Source organism: Alteromonas aestuariivivens, from assembly GCF_003367475.1.
In the GTDB taxonomy this organism is placed as follows: domain Bacteria; phylum Pseudomonadota; class Gammaproteobacteria; order Enterobacterales; family Alteromonadaceae; genus Alteromonas; species Alteromonas aestuariivivens.
In genome coordinates this window covers 630,348-646,030 of record NZ_QRHA01000001.1, presented here as the reverse complement: position 1 = coordinate 646,030, position 15,683 = coordinate 630,348, and the positions used below count along the sequence as shown (strand labels likewise).

Here is a 15,683-nt window from a genome sequence, read left to right as displayed (position 1 = left end):
GAGTGGATTTTTACCGAAAGCATTTACAACAGAATTATTTGTATTATTATAACTTTAATTTTTTAACGTATTGTTTGCAACATAAAAGCAGGGCAAAGTCATAATGAATCAACTCAAACCTACACTGCTCGCGGCCTTACTGGGCAGCGCACTGTTAAGCGGCTGCCAGGCCGACTCTCTGGAGGCCTCTGCGGCCATTTCAACGCAGGAAAATTCGGGCCTGCTCACCCAGGTTGCCGAAACCCCGCCAATGGGCTGGAACAGCTTTGATGCCTGGGACAGTCGCATAAATGAAGAGGATTTTCGTAAAACCGTGGATTTTATGGCTGACAACCTGCTGGAACATGGTTGGGAATACGCAGTGATTGATTACATCTGGTGGAATCCTGCTCCGGGCGCGCACAACACCCCGGAGAATTACGAGCGCCGAATTGGTCACCCCAACATTCGCCTCAACGAAGACGGTTCGATGAAATACCCCGAGGCGGTAACGCTGGACGAGTATGGCCGCCTCCAACCCGCCCCGGAGCGCTTTCCCTCTTCAGCAGATGGCAAGGGTTTCAAACCACTGGCTGACTATGTGCACAGTAAGGGCATGAAATTCGGTATTCACATCATGCGTGGCATGCACAGACAAGCCTGGTACCTGGATACGCCGATTCTGGGTACAGACAAAACTGCACGGGACATTGGCAAATTCAATGATCATGCTGGCTGGCTCAATAATATGTTCGGCATTGACTACCGTCTGGACGGGGCCCAGGAATTCTACAATTCCCTGTTTCAGCAGTACGCAGAATGGGGCGTTGATTACATCAAAGCAGACGATATGATGGGCATATGCGGGGCGCCGTTCCACAGTTACTACGGCGGCGAAATTGAGATGATGCGCAAGGCCATTGATAACGCCGGTCGCCCGATGGTTCTGAGCCTTTCCTGTGGGGAAGCCCCCATTGCCCAGGCCAACCACCTGGAACAGAACGCCAACATGTGGCGGGTATCGGCCGACTTCTGGGACCGCTGGGTGGATTTGCGCCGCAGTTTCCAATTGATGGATAAATGGTCACCGTTTATTGGCGACCACACCTGGCCCGATGCCGATATGATCCCGTTTGGCCGTCTGTCACTGGATGACCGCCCCCACGGTAAAGAGCGCATGTCGAAATTTACCCTGGAAGAACATTACACGCTAATGACGCTGTTCACCATCGCGCGCTCTCCATTGATGATTGGCGCAGAACTGAACACCACGCCAATGGAAACCATCGAGACCTTCTTCAAAAACGATGAAGTGCTGTACGTAAACCAGCACAGCCGCAACAACCGTCAGATCATCCGTGTGGATGAAGAAACCGACAAATCCGGTAACGTTAACAAATACTACGCCGCCTGGATTGCCGAGGACCCAAGCAATGGCGACTACTTCATTGCCCTGTTCAACCTTGGGGACGAAGAAAAAGCCGTTGGCTTCGAGTTCAATATGGAAGACATGCGCGGTGCTTACAAAGTCAGGGATCTTTGGAACAAAGCAGACATCGGCACCGCTGAGCAACGTTTCTCCAGGGTACTGCCCGCCCACGGAGCAGGCCTGTACCGCTTCAGCAGAATACCCGGCTCTTCCGAGGCCTGGGTTCCGCCCAAAGGTCCTGTCAAACACAACAACCAATAAAAGATAATAACTCACTTGCGCCCATTAACATGGGCGCTTTTTTTTGAAGAGGAATAAGCATGAAACGCAGCTTACTGCTGGCCGGACTGTTACTGGGTAGTGGCCTGTCACTTGCCCAGAATTCCAACGCTGAACAAACCCAACCTCACGTATGGGTGTACAGTGACCTGTCGGACCCCAGAGACCGCCGCAGCGGTGGCCACCCGCAAAACGACCCGGACGACATCGTTTCACTGGCGTCGCTGTTACTGAGCAGTAACCGTTATCACATTGCAGCGGTTGTCGTCGGCTCGACCAATCGCAAAAATCTGCACAATCCACTGCCGTTTTTAGAACAAACCTTTATTCCTGCCTATCAGCACGACAGAAAGGCGCTCATTGAACATTACCCGGACATGCAGGCGACGATTCCTTTTTACTGGTCATCGCTCACACAACAGCCACAGCCACATAAATTTGACCCGCAACGGGATTACACTGATCTAACCGAGTTTCCTACTGTCAAAGCGCTGGTGAAATACGCCAGGCAACAGCCGGTCTGGGTGTTGAACTGGGGGCCAATGACAGAATCAGCCATTGTGGTAAAACACCTGCTGGATACCTCCGCAACCGACACACTGAAAAACCTGCGATTTGTCTCACACTGGACCAAGTCCAGCCTCGCACAGGGTAGCCCGCAGGCGCCTTTTGATGTAGCCAATTGCCGCGACGATGGCGCAGCCTGCCACTACCTGCACGAGCAAGCGGCTCAGCAATCCGGGGTTTTTCTGATTGAATTGGGTGCAGTGGGGCAAACCGGCATTGTGAACGGAAGCAACCAGTGGAAGGAAAAAGCGGAATTTGACCTCAGCCGGCTGGGACAGATTTTTTACCGTGCAAAATACTATTTCGGCCAGCCCGATCAGAGTGATGCCGCCACCCACTGGTTATTGAGTGGCATAGATGGTTTGTCGGCGAGCCTGTATCCTCAGGATGGTGGCCTGTCGCAGCAGCTCGAAGCAGACAATCAGCAGCGGTTCTATCAGGCTGCTCCCGCCATCATGGCCGACCTCAATCATCGCAGCCAGCTGGCGGCCGGGGAGCCGTTTTCAACCGCACACATTGCCGAATACTTCACCTATGTCTACCGCAAGCGTGATCATTACGAACTCTACCTGCCTTACAATGGCATGAACTACATGATCACAGATGCCAGCGGCAAGCAGGTGGAACAGGGGCAATTGCCCCGCGGTAACCATCGTCTGGAAGGCCTGCCAGTTCAGGAAGAAAAGGCTTACCAGGTAACCATAAGTTACCAAAACTGGCAAAAAACGTACTGGCTGTAATCAACCTGACCACTCTTTTGACCCGGTTTGAACAACTAAAATGGGCCAGTAATACTCAAAAGGAATAACATTATGTCAAGCAACCAAATATTGAGGTTCTGGTTTGCGCTGCTAATACTCAGCGGATGTGCGGCACCTCAAAACGAGGCCTCTTCAGATAGAGCAACCGACACGCGCTTCCACCTGCAGGCGGAAGCCAGGAAGTCACTGATTAAACACGATAGTGCGGTGCATCTCGCCTTCCCAAACTTCATCCGTGATCCTTACATCATATTGGGGCCGGATAATTTCTACTATCTAACCGGAACACGGCTTCACCACATTACCGGAGGCGCAGCCGAAAACTATCGTCAGGAGGGCGTTGAGATATGGCGAAGCCCCAACCTTGCTGACTGGGAACTGTTAGGAGTTCCCTACCGATTGGGCCAGTTACCCTGGGTTGAAAAATTCAATAACAATCTGGCTGAGCTTGGACGGCAGCACCAGACCCCTTTATTATGGGCCCCCGAACTGCACTGGCTGGACAATCGCTGGTACATAACCCACACCACCAACGCCCAACAGGCCGTTATTGTCGCCTCTGACAATATTATGGGACCATATAAGGAAACTACCGAACCCGCAGCATTGGGTCACCGACATGATCCCAGCCTGTTTCGGGACACCGATGGCCAATCGTACCTGCTCTACAGAGCCTGTGAATTAATTAAAATGGAAAACCAATTCTCAACCATTAAAGGTGACCCCATTGTAATTTCACCGTCTGATCGCAAAATCGGCCACGAGGGCTGTTATCTCATCCGGCACGCAGGAAAGTATATTATGCTCGGCACGGCTTGGAGCACAGATTCTATGCGCAAAGGCAGTTACAACTTATACTATACGACAGCGGACAACATCCAAGGTCCCTACGGCAAAAGACAATGGTTGGGGCGCTTTTTGGGTCATGGAACGCCTTTTAAGGACAAGAACGGTAACTGGTGGATGACGGCATTTCTAAATGGTAAATACATCAGCCATGAATCTCTGACAGCTTTGGAAAACCAGCATGACAACGCCTATACCATTAATCCCCAAGGCACGACGCTGGTACCTTTTGAGCTTTCTACTGACCCTGACGGCAATATTGTCTTTACCATTAAAGACGCACGTTACCGCGACCCGGGCCCTGAGGAAGTGCAACAATTCTAGAGGCAAGCAAGGATGATTCAACATATTTCACTTTTTTTAGCAATCTTTGCTAATCCAGCGGCTGCTATAGAACAATCGTATCCACTAGTCTGGAGCCCGGATAAAACGGCAGTGGCCTTCTGTGCAAATGATGCAGCATCAGCTTGCTATATAATTTGCAACGACAAGGTGACAAACGTCAGTGAAGTTGAAAAGGCAAATCTTGGGAAGATTGGTCATTACCAGTATGACAAGGTAGTAACCTACCCGATAAGTTGGGAATCAAATGGCAACCTTGGCTGTATGTTCTGGTTCCAAACTCATGCGTGGATAGATGGGCAACGCCATACAGTCAAAGAACCCGCAACCGTATCAAGCGGTGAATACCGGGGAAGGTAGATTAAATCCGTGCAAAACCGGCGGTCAGGTTAGGGCTTAATTATAACAACTTAAGACTGCACCAGGGGCGCAGTCTCTCTTCCCTTGGTTTATTAGGCACTGTGCCCTCACCCATTCTTTTTCGTTTGATTTCTCAACAGGTTCCCAAACCGCTTATTTGAACGATATTCAGGCAAACACTATCACCCCTGCCTATATTCCCTTGCCTCCCCCCTGTGGGTTAACTAAGATGCCAGCGCGTGATACCAAATAAGTATCTGCAAAGTTCCCCGCCCAAACTTATCTTCAGGCCAGGTATTATTACACTGAGCCAGGATAGAAAAATTTAACAATGACAATATTTGGTTATCTTTATGAAATTACTAGCAGTACGCCTCGCAGTAGCGTTGTCTTTGGTTTTACCCTTCTCGGCTTCCGCAACTTTTAAAGTCGGCCTTGGAATTGACAAAGGCCTGGGAGTGACGGCACAAATCGATAATGTGCAATTATTTGCCGGAAACGACGGCGTAAGTGCTGACTATCTGTTTAAAGCGGGCAATTTCGAGCAAACAGCTCCGTTAAGTTGGTACCTTGGCGCTGGCGCGTACATGGGTGAACATGACTACGGATTGAGAATGCCATTAGGTATCAAGTTTTATTTCGCCAGAGGCTGGGAGCTGTACGGGCAACTGGCACCGCAACTGGAAATGCATGACGAGGATCACCGCCAGAATGATGACGAAATCCAATTTGGGCTAAGTAGCGCGATTGGTGTGCGTTACAGCTTCTGATGTTGCACGGGCATTGTCCGGCCTGGTGTGGCCATGCCAACGTCTCAGGCTTTTGTGAAGAACACTCACCTATCTGCCCTTCATACAACAAAGGCCCGTAACGGGCCTTTCAGACTGATGACAAACTACTGTGCTCGAAATTGCGGCGTCAAAAGTCTTCTCAAAATCCTCATTTACCATTTGTAAACTGCGGTTTTTCGGCGACTTTTTCCTCGCACTTTCTTCGCTCGCTACGTTTGTCTCCAGTCTGCAGAGTGTTTAATGTGAATAGCCAAACTTTATCAACACTCTGAAAGGCCCGTAGCGGGCCTTTGTATTTTGGTTAAGTCAAAACCGGGCTGCGGTTTAGAACATGTTACCACGCCAGCTTATACCTAACTTATACAACGAGCCAATATTGCTGAATGAACGGGCATACTTGGTTTCGTCCTGAATACCCACGTAGCTGTACTCCGTTTCAACGTTAGCATTTTGCGCTTGAGCGTATATACGCAAGTTGTTTTCGAAGGTGTAACTCATGGACAGGTCGAGGCGCCCAATGGCATCCTTAAACACCGGAATAGTCGGCGAATAAGCGATGTATTGTTCTTGACCCAACGCCAGAGCACCAGGGTCCTGCGTGTACAACTGGGGGTCCGTCACACCCAGTGAATCTCCATCATAGAAAGAATCACGGTAATTATACGCAGCTCGGAATGACCAGCCGTTTTTCTCATAGAACAGAATCAGGTTGTAACTGTTTTCCGACAGTCCAGGAACTGGTAGAGCACTTCCGGTCAGTTCATTAAAGCCAGACTTCTGTGAACTGTCCGTATAGGTGTAGTTCGCCACCATACCCAAGCCATCAAACGGCGCGGGCAGACTGCTAAACTGGGTTTGGTAGGCCAGTTCGATACCGTCAACCGTTCCGTCGCCACCATTGATTTCACGGCGCATGGAAACCAAATCGGAGCCAATGGTGACAATATCGTCATCATCAGTGTCGGATTTAGATTGTAAGGTGAAAAACTCGGTTTGCAGGAAGTCTTCCAATTCTTTATGGAAATACGCCGCAGAAATACTGGTAATTTCATCCAAATACCACTCCCAGCTCACATCAAACTGCTTCGCTTTTAAGGGCTCCAGATTTGGATTACCTTCATTACCGGTACCGCCACCGCCCTGAGGAATGCTGCGTGCGGGCGCCAGGTCGCCCGGATCAGGACGGGTAATGGTCTCTGCGTAGGCAAAGCGCACAAACATGTTCTCTGCAACATTTAGATTAATGTTGGCACTGGGCAGCACGTTGGTGTAATCATTTTCCACACTGCGACGAGTCACAACAGCAACCAGTTGCGCATCCACTGCACCGGCTTCCGTGCGCGGAATGTTGGCCGGGTTGGGCAATTCACCAGCGGCAGCTGCTCGTGCTTCTTCAGCGTCAATGTCATTGCGATCAGCGTAGTAGTAGCCCTCACTGTCTATGACAAAATCTTCACCATAACCGTCAGCAGTCACCTCGGTTTTCACCACACGGACACCGGCATTGGCACTGTATGGCAGGCCAAAAAGAGTACCGTCAAAGTCCGCCATGAAGTACACCGCCTGAGTTTCCTCAGTAATGTCATAGGGGTAGGTCAGGTTGGGTTCCCAGCGCCATGGTAGAACCGTTCTCGACTCGTTTTCAAAACCTGGGAAATAAGTGTCCAGTACCTCAGTCCACAATCCCCTGTCGTAAACTGGCTCGATAAACCCTGTGGTCACCTGGCCACTGAAATCGGTAAGGAAGTCACCGGTAGGGCGGAAGAAGCGATCCGCGAGTCCATCCAAATCTTCGTTAATCAATACCAAATCGGTGCGGTTGCCGTCTGTATCGTTACCATTACCGTTCCAGTCAATGCCGTCCGAGTTCAAATAGGCTCCACTTCGGATGGAATGGTTGTTCCAACCCGCGCCCTGCAAACGAGACTCTTCCCGATCGGTGGTAAATTCCGCCCAGCGGCCACCAAATTTAATACCAGACAAATGGTCGCCATCAATAAAGTAACTGAAATCCAGTTTAAAGCTTTGCTCCTGGGTGTTACGGTCGGTCAGCAAACCGGAGAAGTTATTCCAGTTAAACAGATCCACATTAGCCAGAGTCGCCTCTTCTGCCGGGATACCCAGTTCATTGGCAAACTTCTCCATATCGAAATAGTACTGGCCCATTTCGGTGGCATCAGTAAGATCGAACACCACATCCGGGTTGAGTCCCGATTCCATCATTTGTCCCGGGTTGTCCGGATCTGGCACAAGGAAAAGATTTCTCACACCAACGTTGTAGGAAGTATTAAGGTTGTCTCGGTACCAATCAGATTTCGACAGCGCGTACTCGGCTTCCATTAGCAAGGAATCATTGATTTGCCAGTTGGCTCCCAGGCCCTGTGCGATTTGGGTTTCTTCTATGATTTCAAAGTTGGCTGCCGCACGACCCGGCGCACCGCCGGGAAAAGCGAGGCGACCGGCGTATATGATACCGCGCTGCAGCGTACCTTCCGCCGGCGTACCGTTCTGATCAAAGAACTCGCCCTCACGGGCCTGACGTTCAAACAAATCTATCTGATAGTCATCTACCGACTGATAGCGGGCCTGACCGTTTTCCGCAAACATGATTAGACGGGCCTGGCTACGGGCGCGTTCGAATTCCTGATACGTAGTATTGCTGTAGAGTTCCAGGCTGTCGTTAACCTGCCACTGGAAGGTAAGATCCAAACCTTTCTTGTCAATAGTGTATGGGCGGTTTTCTACGTTTGCCTGACGAGGGGAGTAAACCAGAAACTCATTGGGTTCAAAAACATGATCGGCCGGTAAATTGCGGTCCTGGTTATTATGAGCGGCCCGCCAGTCAACTGCCATGCCTTCAACCTGAACATTGCGCTCTTCCGCAAACACATTAAGTAGCACACCAATTTCACCGTCGCCATCCAGTTCCCACTTGTCGGTAACGAAGCCTTTGGCTGCGTAGCCGGCATCGTCATGCAATGAATCCTGTGTGCCTTCTACCGCTGCGCTGATGGTCGGATTTTTAAAGTCCAGTGGCTGGAAGGTATTCAGCCGTACCGTTGCACCAATCGCCCCTTCCACCATATCCGCCGTGGGCGACTTAATAACTTCGATGCCTTTGAACAAAGAAGAAGATGTAGTGTTAAAGGCGTTTACACGGTTATCAGAGCCCGTTCCTACCACTGAGCGACCATTGATTTCTACCCGGTTCTGGCTCAGACCGCGAACCTGGAAGTTACCACCGGAGCCGTCGTCGGTACGCCCAATCTGGACACCAGTAATACGCTGCATGGCTTCGGCGACGTTGTCGTCAGGCAGTTTACCAATGTCTTCGGCGGAAATGGCGTCCATAATCTGGTCGGCGGCACGCTTGGCCATGATGGCGTCTGACAGAGAGCGACGAATACCGGTCACTTCAATAATTTCAACGGTTTCACTGCCGTCAGTTGCCTGAGTTTCGGTTGCTGCCTGTTCCTGGGCAAGCGCACCGGATGACAAACCAAACACCAGCAGCGACATAGACGTCGCACGCATTAGGCTGGTATTCAGGGTCAGTTTGTTGTGCATGGTTTTTGACTGCATGTTGTCACTCCCTTATATCGCTGTTCTCAAACGTCTAATCAGCGAACTGTGTGTTAGTGTGGGTTAAACAGAATGTGCTTTTTCATAACAATTAAAATATATAATACAATATAATAATTAAAGCGCAATCTATCAGACCAAAAAAATTTACCTTTTCTTTACATAGTCAAAATCGATCATCAAAAAATCATATAAATGCAGAAATAACCAACTTTGAGCGCTTCATTATGCGCAATAATGGTCAACATTTGACCATTATCATTAATAATAAAATATTATATATTCAGTTATCGGCGATGACTTTGGCCGTTAAAGAAATGGCTCGAGGTGGTTACTGAGGAACAGGTGGCTGATTTACTGCAATGATCCCACCCCATAGGTGCTGCAAAAACAGCGGGTCCTGATAGGACTCTGCGGTATGCCCCAGAGCCGTGTAAAACACCCTGCCCTTACCAATCGACAGTTCCCAGGCAAGCGGTCGAAGTGACTGTTTGGCATTCTCGTCAGAGCGTTTATAGCTGGTCTCATCCACCCAAAGCAGGGCCTGGATGGCAGGATTGAGGTACTCCAGTTCATACCACTCATCCTCTTTCAGCCAGGGATCGGGGAGGAACTCTATTGAGGGATGAGGATGGCCATCCGGATGAACCAACCCTTCCCTTACATTGGGGTGATTGGGATGGCCGATAAAACGGGCGCCCACCAACTGCCCGTACCAAGGCCACCGTTTTTCCGTGTCGGTGGCCGAATGGACACCCACAAAGCTGCCGCCGTTACTTATATAATTTTCAAACGCATGCTGTTGCTGTTCATCCAGTACATCTCCAGTGGTTAACAGGAACATCACCGTTGCATAGCGGGAAAGGTTTTGCGGATTAAAATCCGACGCATTCTCCGTGACTACCAACTGGTAGCCATAGCGGGGAGTCGACTGAGTAAGGGCAGCAACCGCTGGTTCAATTGCCTTATGGCGAAATCCTTCTGTTTTAGTAAACACTAAAATGGATTTAGTCTGCGGTGTCGCCTGACAGGCGCACAGCAAAACCACAAAGCAAAGCATGAACCTGGGCAGACATTTCATGGCAAAAACTCGCTGGCCGGAATGAACTCATTTAACGGCAGGATCTCGATATTACGATAAAAAATCTCCGCCGTTTCCGATTGCAGACCTATCAACCCAGCGCTGTGATCAAAATCAGTGGCGTAATTGACAACCACCCCGTTGAGTTTGTGAATGGCGTATTTATCTGCCATAACGATAACCTCAACCTGGTTCCATTGACCGTCCAATGCGTGATAAGGGGCATCCTTCAGTGCACGATGCTCGCCCAGGCGAATTTCCTGCGGTTTGCCTCCTTGCCAGGGTGCGACAAAGTTCTTGCCTTCATCGTCGGAAAACCACTGCATGGAAACGTTCGATGCCCAGAAGTCACCGGTGTGGTTGGTGTTAGTGGTGTGATCATAGCGAATTTGGTATTCCAGACCGAAAGGCCAGATCTTGTCGTTGTAAACATGATAGTACATCCCAGCGTCGTACTGAAACTGCCTGAAATTATTCATTATTTTTTCGCCCCATTTGTACTCGAAGCGAAAAATATAACGGCTGTATTCCGTCTGGGTATACATCAGACCATGGGTGGCACTGCCACTGTTGAGGGAAAATTTGTCCGGGTGATGACGAAATACGTGCACCATTCCATCGTGCACGCTGAACACCTTTTTAGCTTCCTCGGCATCCCCTGAGCGAATTTTGAGATCCCAGTTACTGAGGTCCTTGCCGTTGAATAGCGGCAGCCATTCGCCCTTCGGCTCAGTTGCCACAACCGACGCGGTAAACATAGATAATATCAACAGTAGGCGCTTATTAAAGTGCATGGGTTAGTCCTTATTTTTGATTAGTCTTATGATACCCGGCCGGGTTTGCCAGTTCCTGTTCCAGCGCGCGGCGGTATTTTTTTAGAATTGGTTCAAAGGCAGGAAGGCCCGCGAGGTTAATTTGTTCTAGTGGATCACTGATCATCTGGTACAGTTCCTCATCACCGTTGGCATAACGCAGATAGCGATACTGTAAATCCCTCAAAGCGTGATTGCCCTCACCGTTGGTGTTCAGGATCACACGATCCCGGGTGGCCTGTGGCTGCTTCAACATATCGGTAAGGTCCTCACCATATACATGTTCAGGTCGCCCCAGGCCTGCCAGAGAAACCACTGTCGGGTAAATGTCCTGCAGGCTGACCGGGGATTCAACCGTCTGATTTTTTTCGCGTCGCGGATCAATGATCAGCAGATTGGCGTGGTTCGCCGCTTCCCATAAGGTGATCTTGCCCTCACGGAACTTATCGCCCACGTGGTAACCGTGATCACTCCACAGCACCACTATGGTGTTATCACGACGCGGGTTACGGTCTATGGCCTCCCTGAGTACCCCCAAGGCCCGATCCGCATAGGCAATGGTAGCCAGATAGGCCTGAAACTTTGCCTTCCAGGCATTCAGATCCCCGCCCACGCCATCCAAAGTCAGACCATACTGCAGCATGTCCTGAAAGCTGCTCTTACTGACCAGGTTCTTGCCACTGTCAGCAAGATCACGGGCATCCCACTCAAGCCACGCCATTAACTCATCATCAATTGCCATCTCTTCGAGAGGAAACAAATCGTAATACTGCTGCTCCACCACCCAGGGTAAGTGGGGTGCGAAGATGCCTGCAGCCAGAAAAAACGGCTGTTCCTTAGGTAAAACAACCTGCTGAATTTGTCCGTTCACATCCTTGCGGGTGGCCTGCCCATCGACCATCAGATTGGCAATATGACTGGCGTTAAGGTAATCGTTCGACAATTCCGTCGGCACCTGTGTGACGCCAAACCGCGTGAAGGCGGGCTTACTGCCATCGTTGTGCCAGTAACGACTCAACTGTTCGGAATTGTCCTGCACAGAATCATGCTGTGAGGAAGTACCAGAATTCACTTCCACCCAATGACTCCAGGAATAAATCTGATCCGGCCAGTCACTAAAGTAACCACGATCCAGATAGCTGCGACCTTTATGAAAAACTTTGCCGATGCCGCTGGTAAAGTACCCATTCTGCTTCAGATACTGGGGCAGTGTAACTGTGTCGGTTAAGCTAGAATAAGCCCTGAAATGTCTATCATGCTGATAATAGCCAGACACATGGGGCGGCACTCCTGTTAGCAGTGCGGTGCGGGAAGGTCCGCATAAGGGCGCGGCACTGTACGCGTTGGAAAAGGTTACTCCCTGGCGGGCCAGTTCCTGCAGATTTGGAGTCAGCCGCCCAATCACGGACTGGCGAACAGAGTCATCCGGGTACACTTTGCGCAAAAAGCTGGTTTCATGATCCCCAAGAACCGTGTTGTAAACATTGAGGTCGTCTACCGCGATGAACAGAAAATTGGGTTTGTCGGTGGCGCTTTGCGATGACAGTTGCTCCTGGGAGGTTGGGCTGGCACAGCCTCCAATGACCAGACCTACAGACAATACAAAGCATTGAATACGAACTATAAAATTCACATCAACTCCTTCACAAACACACTTTTAGTGAGGCCTGAAATGCACACCGGGGCGTTAAACCCCGGTGATTTTCAGGATGAGGCGCTTAGAAGAAACGCCAGTAAATAAACAAGGTAATCCCCAGAACGGCACCGGTATGAATCACATCCCAGATATCTATACCGGCTCTCACTTCGCTTTTAAGTTCTTCCGGCATGGTCTGGAAAGTAAGGCCCTGAAGATCCTCCGTTTTGGCCTGAGGCGTAAACAGGCTGATCAGCACCATAAGTGCACACACCAGAATGAACAGGCTTACACAGATGTACAGCCAGTTGGCGTTGGCGTACCAGCCCAAAAGCGGTATGTGCGCTAACTGGTCAGCGAAGAACGACATCACCAGCCTTGCCATTCCCAGAATAAAACCAATCACCAGGCCCCAGAAACCGGCGGCTTCAGTGATTTTCTTGCTGCAAATTCCTAACAGGAACACCGCTGCAATCCCCGGAGCAATCAAAGCCTGAACCTGCTGCAGATACTCAAACAGATTGGCCGACAAAGCCAGCATAAGTGGGATCCACAGCATCCCCAGCACCACAATCACCACTGTGGCAAGCCGGCCGATGTGCAGAAGGTGTTTCTCGGACGCTTTGGGATGAAACTTCTTGTAGAAATCGATGGTAAACAGAGTCGCCGATGAGTTGAACAGGGATGCCAGTGACGACATCAGGGCGGCCAGCAAACCACCAATTACAATGCCTTTCACCCCAACCGGTAACAGCTCAGAAACCAGCGTTGCGAAGGCCGAATCGGAAGAATCGTAGGAAATCAGCCCTTTTTGCTGCAGCGCAAAGGCGATCATTCCGGGCACCAGAAAGATGAACACTGGCAACAGCTTCAGATAACCGGCGAACATGGTTCCGCGACGGGCTTCTTTTATCCCCTTGGCGGACAACACACGCTGAACAATGTACTGGTCGGTACACCAGTACCAAAAACCAATAATGAAAGAACCGAATATGACGCCCGGCCAGGGGAATTCCGGATCATCCCAGGGGCGGATAAGGTGCATGTTGGCGGCATTCAGGCGCTCTACTTCAGCCCAGCCTCCAACCTTGTCCAGGCCTACCCACAGGATCACAATGGAGCCAATCAGCAATACCGGCGTTTGCAGCACAGATGTCCACATGATGGCTTTCATGCCCCCCAAAACGGTGTAGATACCTGTCACTACCACCATACCGATGGCGGCAACCCAGAAAAAGTCAATTCCCCAGATGGTGTCGATACCCAGCAACGTCTGCAGAACCAGCGCACCGGCATACACAGTCACCGCCACTTTGGTCAACACATAGCTAATGATCGAAACGGCCGCCAGGAAGGTTCGCGTGCGTTCGGAAAAACGACGGTGCAGGAATTCAGGCATGGTGTATACGCCGGAGCTCCAGTAAAACGGCACGAAAACCCAGCCCAGTAATAAGATGATATAGGACTGCAGCTCCCAGTGCGCCAGCGCCATTCCTGACGATGCACCGGCACCGGACAGGCCAACCAAATGCTCTGAGCCAATGTTCGAGGCAAAAATCGACGCCCCTATCGTCAGCCAGGTGGCGTTGCGCCCGGCCAGAAAGTAATCGGTGGTGTCTTCCTCTTTCTGGCGCATGGAAAAATACACCACGGCGACCAACAGGGCAAAGAACCCAGCCAGCACCGCCCAGTCAACAGAACTCAGTTCAATCATAAAATACTTACCTTATTGTCATTATTCTCTAGTCACGCCCTGCTGCACCGGCAGACGGTGTCCAGCGAGGATCAGGGACATGGGCCTTATCCATGAACGTTGCAATCCGCGCCACAATCTCAGGATTCTGCCCGGCAATGTCCAGCTGTTCCTTGGGATCGTCGACCACATTGAATAGCTGGATCGGGCCGGTGTGGAACGGTGTACGAATGGCTTTGTAATCGCCATAACGCACTGCCTGAATGCCACCCATTTCGTAAAATTCGAAGTACAGCATTTCGTGTTGCTGCTGGGCTTCTTCCTGGCCGGTCACCACTGGCAGGAAAGAAACACTGTCGAGATTGGCTGGCGCCTCAACGCCTGCGGCTTCGGCGGCAGTAGCCATCAGGTCACCAAAGTAACCGATATGATCGGAAACCTTGCCGGCAGGCACAATTCCCGGCCCCCAGGCAATAAACGGCATGCGGATGCCCCCATCAGTCAGCGCCCGCTTGGTACCGCTGAACGGGCCAGACGAATTAAAGAAGTACGGATCGTTGCCGCCTTCCTCATGCGGGCCGTTATCCGAGGTGAAAATCACCAGTGTATTTTCCGCCAGGCCTTGCTGTTCGAGTGTATCCAGAATCTGTCCGACCCCTTCGTCAATACGGCTGACCATAGCCGCGTAGCCTTTGGCGGGTTCCGGCCAGTCAAGATCGGCGTATTGTCCGTAGTCATCAATTTCCATTCCGTGGGCCCAGTCGACCTTCTCAGCTTCGTTATTGGCGTGCGGGGAAGTCAATGAAACGTATAGGAAAAACGGCTTTTCTCCGGCATTCTGAATGAACTCAACCGACTCCTGATAGAACAGATCGCTTGAATTCACCTTGCGGTTTTCCGGCCTTACCACACCGCCGTGGAACGACATATAACCAAAGGGTGCAGGCTCAACAACGTTTGGCAATGGCACTTTTTCCTTGTTGCGCCACAGAAAATCCGGGTAGTGATTGTGGGCATGAACCTGGTTCAGGTAACCGAAGAAATAATCAAAGCCCTGGTCATTGGGTAGTCCGGTATTGCCATCATCCCCAAGCCCCCATTTGCCAATCAGTGCGGTTTGATATCCGGCATCCTGAAGCAACTCGGCCACAGTAAAATCATCTGGCACCAGGGTTTGAATGGTTTTGTCTGCGTTCCCTCGCACCGGTGTATGGCCCATGTGCAAACCGGTCATCAATACCGAACGGGACGGTGCACATACGGTGGTACCGGCATAAAAATCAGTAAACTTCATGCCCTGCTGGGCCATTTCGTCCAGATTGGGCGTTTGGATTTTCTGCTGTCCGTACACACCCAAATCGCCGTAACCCATATCGTCTGCCATGATCCAGACAATATTCAGCGGTTTGTCGGCAGACGTTTCTGAAGCGGGTTCGTTTATCGTCGACTGGCTGCACGCGGCAAGGCTGACTGCCCCAGCCAGCAGGCACAACCGACCTATTAAACTGTAACTGTTCATGTACTC

The 15,683-nt window shown here is 50.7% G+C and carries 11 protein-coding genes; 5 read left to right on the top strand and 6 right to left on the bottom strand.

Annotated features, from left to right (window positions below):
* Nucleotides 1–103 precede the first annotated feature (103 nt).
* From DXV75_RS02685 to DXV75_RS02665, 5 genes are all read left to right on the top strand, one after another.
* Nucleotides 104–1,669, top strand: coding sequence for a glycoside hydrolase family 27 protein (locus DXV75_RS02685; RefSeq protein WP_115591662.1), 1,566 nt, complete (start codon nucleotides 104–106; stop codon nucleotides 1,667–1,669).
* 59 nt (nucleotides 1,670–1,728) lie between these two features.
* A complete protein-coding gene (locus DXV75_RS02680; protein WP_115591661.1) occupies nucleotides 1,729–2,994 on the top strand; it encodes a nucleoside hydrolase-like domain-containing protein in 1,266 nt (421 codons plus the stop codon).
* A 72-nt stretch (nucleotides 2,995–3,066) separates the two neighbouring features.
* Entirely contained in the window at nucleotides 3,067–4,185 is a 1,119-nt protein-coding gene (locus DXV75_RS02675; protein ID WP_115591660.1) for a family 43 glycosylhydrolase, read from the top strand.
* Between the two features lie 12 nt (nucleotides 4,186–4,197).
* Complete coding sequence (locus DXV75_RS02670) at nucleotides 4,198–4,563, top strand: hypothetical protein (protein ID WP_115591659.1); 366 nt, start codon at nucleotides 4,198–4,200, stop codon at nucleotides 4,561–4,563.
* Between the two features lie 353 nt (nucleotides 4,564–4,916).
* Nucleotides 4,917–5,333 (top strand): hypothetical protein, encoded by a 417-nt coding sequence (locus tag DXV75_RS02665; protein WP_115591658.1) that lies wholly within the window; start codon nucleotides 4,917–4,919, stop codon nucleotides 5,331–5,333.
* A 345-nt stretch (nucleotides 5,334–5,678) separates the two neighbouring features.
* Here the strand turns inward: DXV75_RS02665 and DXV75_RS02660 are convergent, their stop codons facing one another.
* The 6 genes from DXV75_RS02660 to DXV75_RS02635 all read right to left on the bottom strand — a co-directional run bounded on the left by DXV75_RS02660 (nucleotide 5,679) and on the right by DXV75_RS02635 (nucleotide 15,677).
* Nucleotides 5,679–8,936, bottom strand: coding sequence for a TonB-dependent receptor (locus tag DXV75_RS02660; protein WP_115591657.1), 3,258 nt, complete (start codon nucleotides 8,934–8,936; stop codon nucleotides 5,679–5,681).
* A 331-nt stretch (nucleotides 8,937–9,267) separates the two neighbouring features.
* Nucleotides 9,268–9,933, bottom strand: a complete 666-nt coding sequence (locus DXV75_RS02655; RefSeq protein WP_181898331.1) for a ThuA domain-containing protein — start codon at nucleotides 9,931–9,933, stop codon at nucleotides 9,268–9,270.
* A gap of 80 nt (nucleotides 9,934–10,013) precedes the next feature.
* Complete coding sequence (locus DXV75_RS02650) at nucleotides 10,014–10,811, bottom strand: 3-keto-disaccharide hydrolase (protein ID WP_115591655.1); 798 nt, start codon at nucleotides 10,809–10,811, stop codon at nucleotides 10,014–10,016.
* Nucleotides 10,812–10,821: 10 nt separating this feature from the next.
* Nucleotides 10,822–12,462, bottom strand: coding sequence for a sulfatase-like hydrolase/transferase (locus DXV75_RS02645; RefSeq protein ID WP_115591654.1), 1,641 nt, complete (start codon nucleotides 12,460–12,462; stop codon nucleotides 10,822–10,824).
* An 85-nt stretch (nucleotides 12,463–12,547) separates the two neighbouring features.
* Nucleotides 12,548–14,179 (bottom strand): sodium:solute symporter, encoded by a 1,632-nt coding sequence (locus tag DXV75_RS02640; protein ID WP_115591653.1) that lies wholly within the window; start codon nucleotides 14,177–14,179, stop codon nucleotides 12,548–12,550.
* A 28-nt stretch (nucleotides 14,180–14,207) separates the two neighbouring features.
* Nucleotides 14,208–15,677, bottom strand: coding sequence for an arylsulfatase (locus tag DXV75_RS02635; RefSeq protein WP_115591652.1), 1,470 nt, complete (start codon nucleotides 15,675–15,677; stop codon nucleotides 14,208–14,210).
* Nucleotides 15,678–15,683 lie beyond the last annotated feature (6 nt).

Excerpts from the sequence above, each read along its gene's own strand:
- DXV75_RS02665 (WP_115591658.1), top strand. The coding sequence starts at position 4,917 with ATGAAATTACTAGCAGTACGCCTCGCAGTAGCGTTGTCTTTGGTTTTA.
- DXV75_RS02640 (WP_115591653.1), bottom strand. The coding sequence starts at position 14,179 with ATGATTGAACTGAGTTCTGTTGACTGGGCGGTGCTGGCTGGGTTCTTT.
- DXV75_RS02680 (WP_115591661.1), top strand. The coding sequence starts at position 1,729 with ATGAAACGCAGCTTACTGCTGGCCGGACTGTTACTGGGTAGTGGCCTG.
- DXV75_RS02660 (WP_115591657.1), bottom strand. The coding sequence starts at position 8,936 with ATGCAGTCAAAAACCATGCACAACAAACTGACCCTGAATACCAGCCTA.
- DXV75_RS02675 (WP_115591660.1), top strand. The coding sequence starts at position 3,067 with ATGTCAAGCAACCAAATATTGAGGTTCTGGTTTGCGCTGCTAATACTC.
- DXV75_RS02635 (WP_115591652.1), bottom strand. The coding sequence starts at position 15,677 with ATGAACAGTTACAGTTTAATAGGTCGGTTGTGCCTGCTGGCTGGGGCA.
- DXV75_RS02670 (WP_115591659.1), top strand. The coding sequence starts at position 4,198 with ATGATTCAACATATTTCACTTTTTTTAGCAATCTTTGCTAATCCAGCG.
- DXV75_RS02685 (WP_115591662.1), top strand. The coding sequence starts at position 104 with ATGAATCAACTCAAACCTACACTGCTCGCGGCCTTACTGGGCAGCGCA.
- DXV75_RS02650 (WP_115591655.1), bottom strand. The coding sequence starts at position 10,811 with ATGCACTTTAATAAGCGCCTACTGTTGATATTATCTATGTTTACCGCG.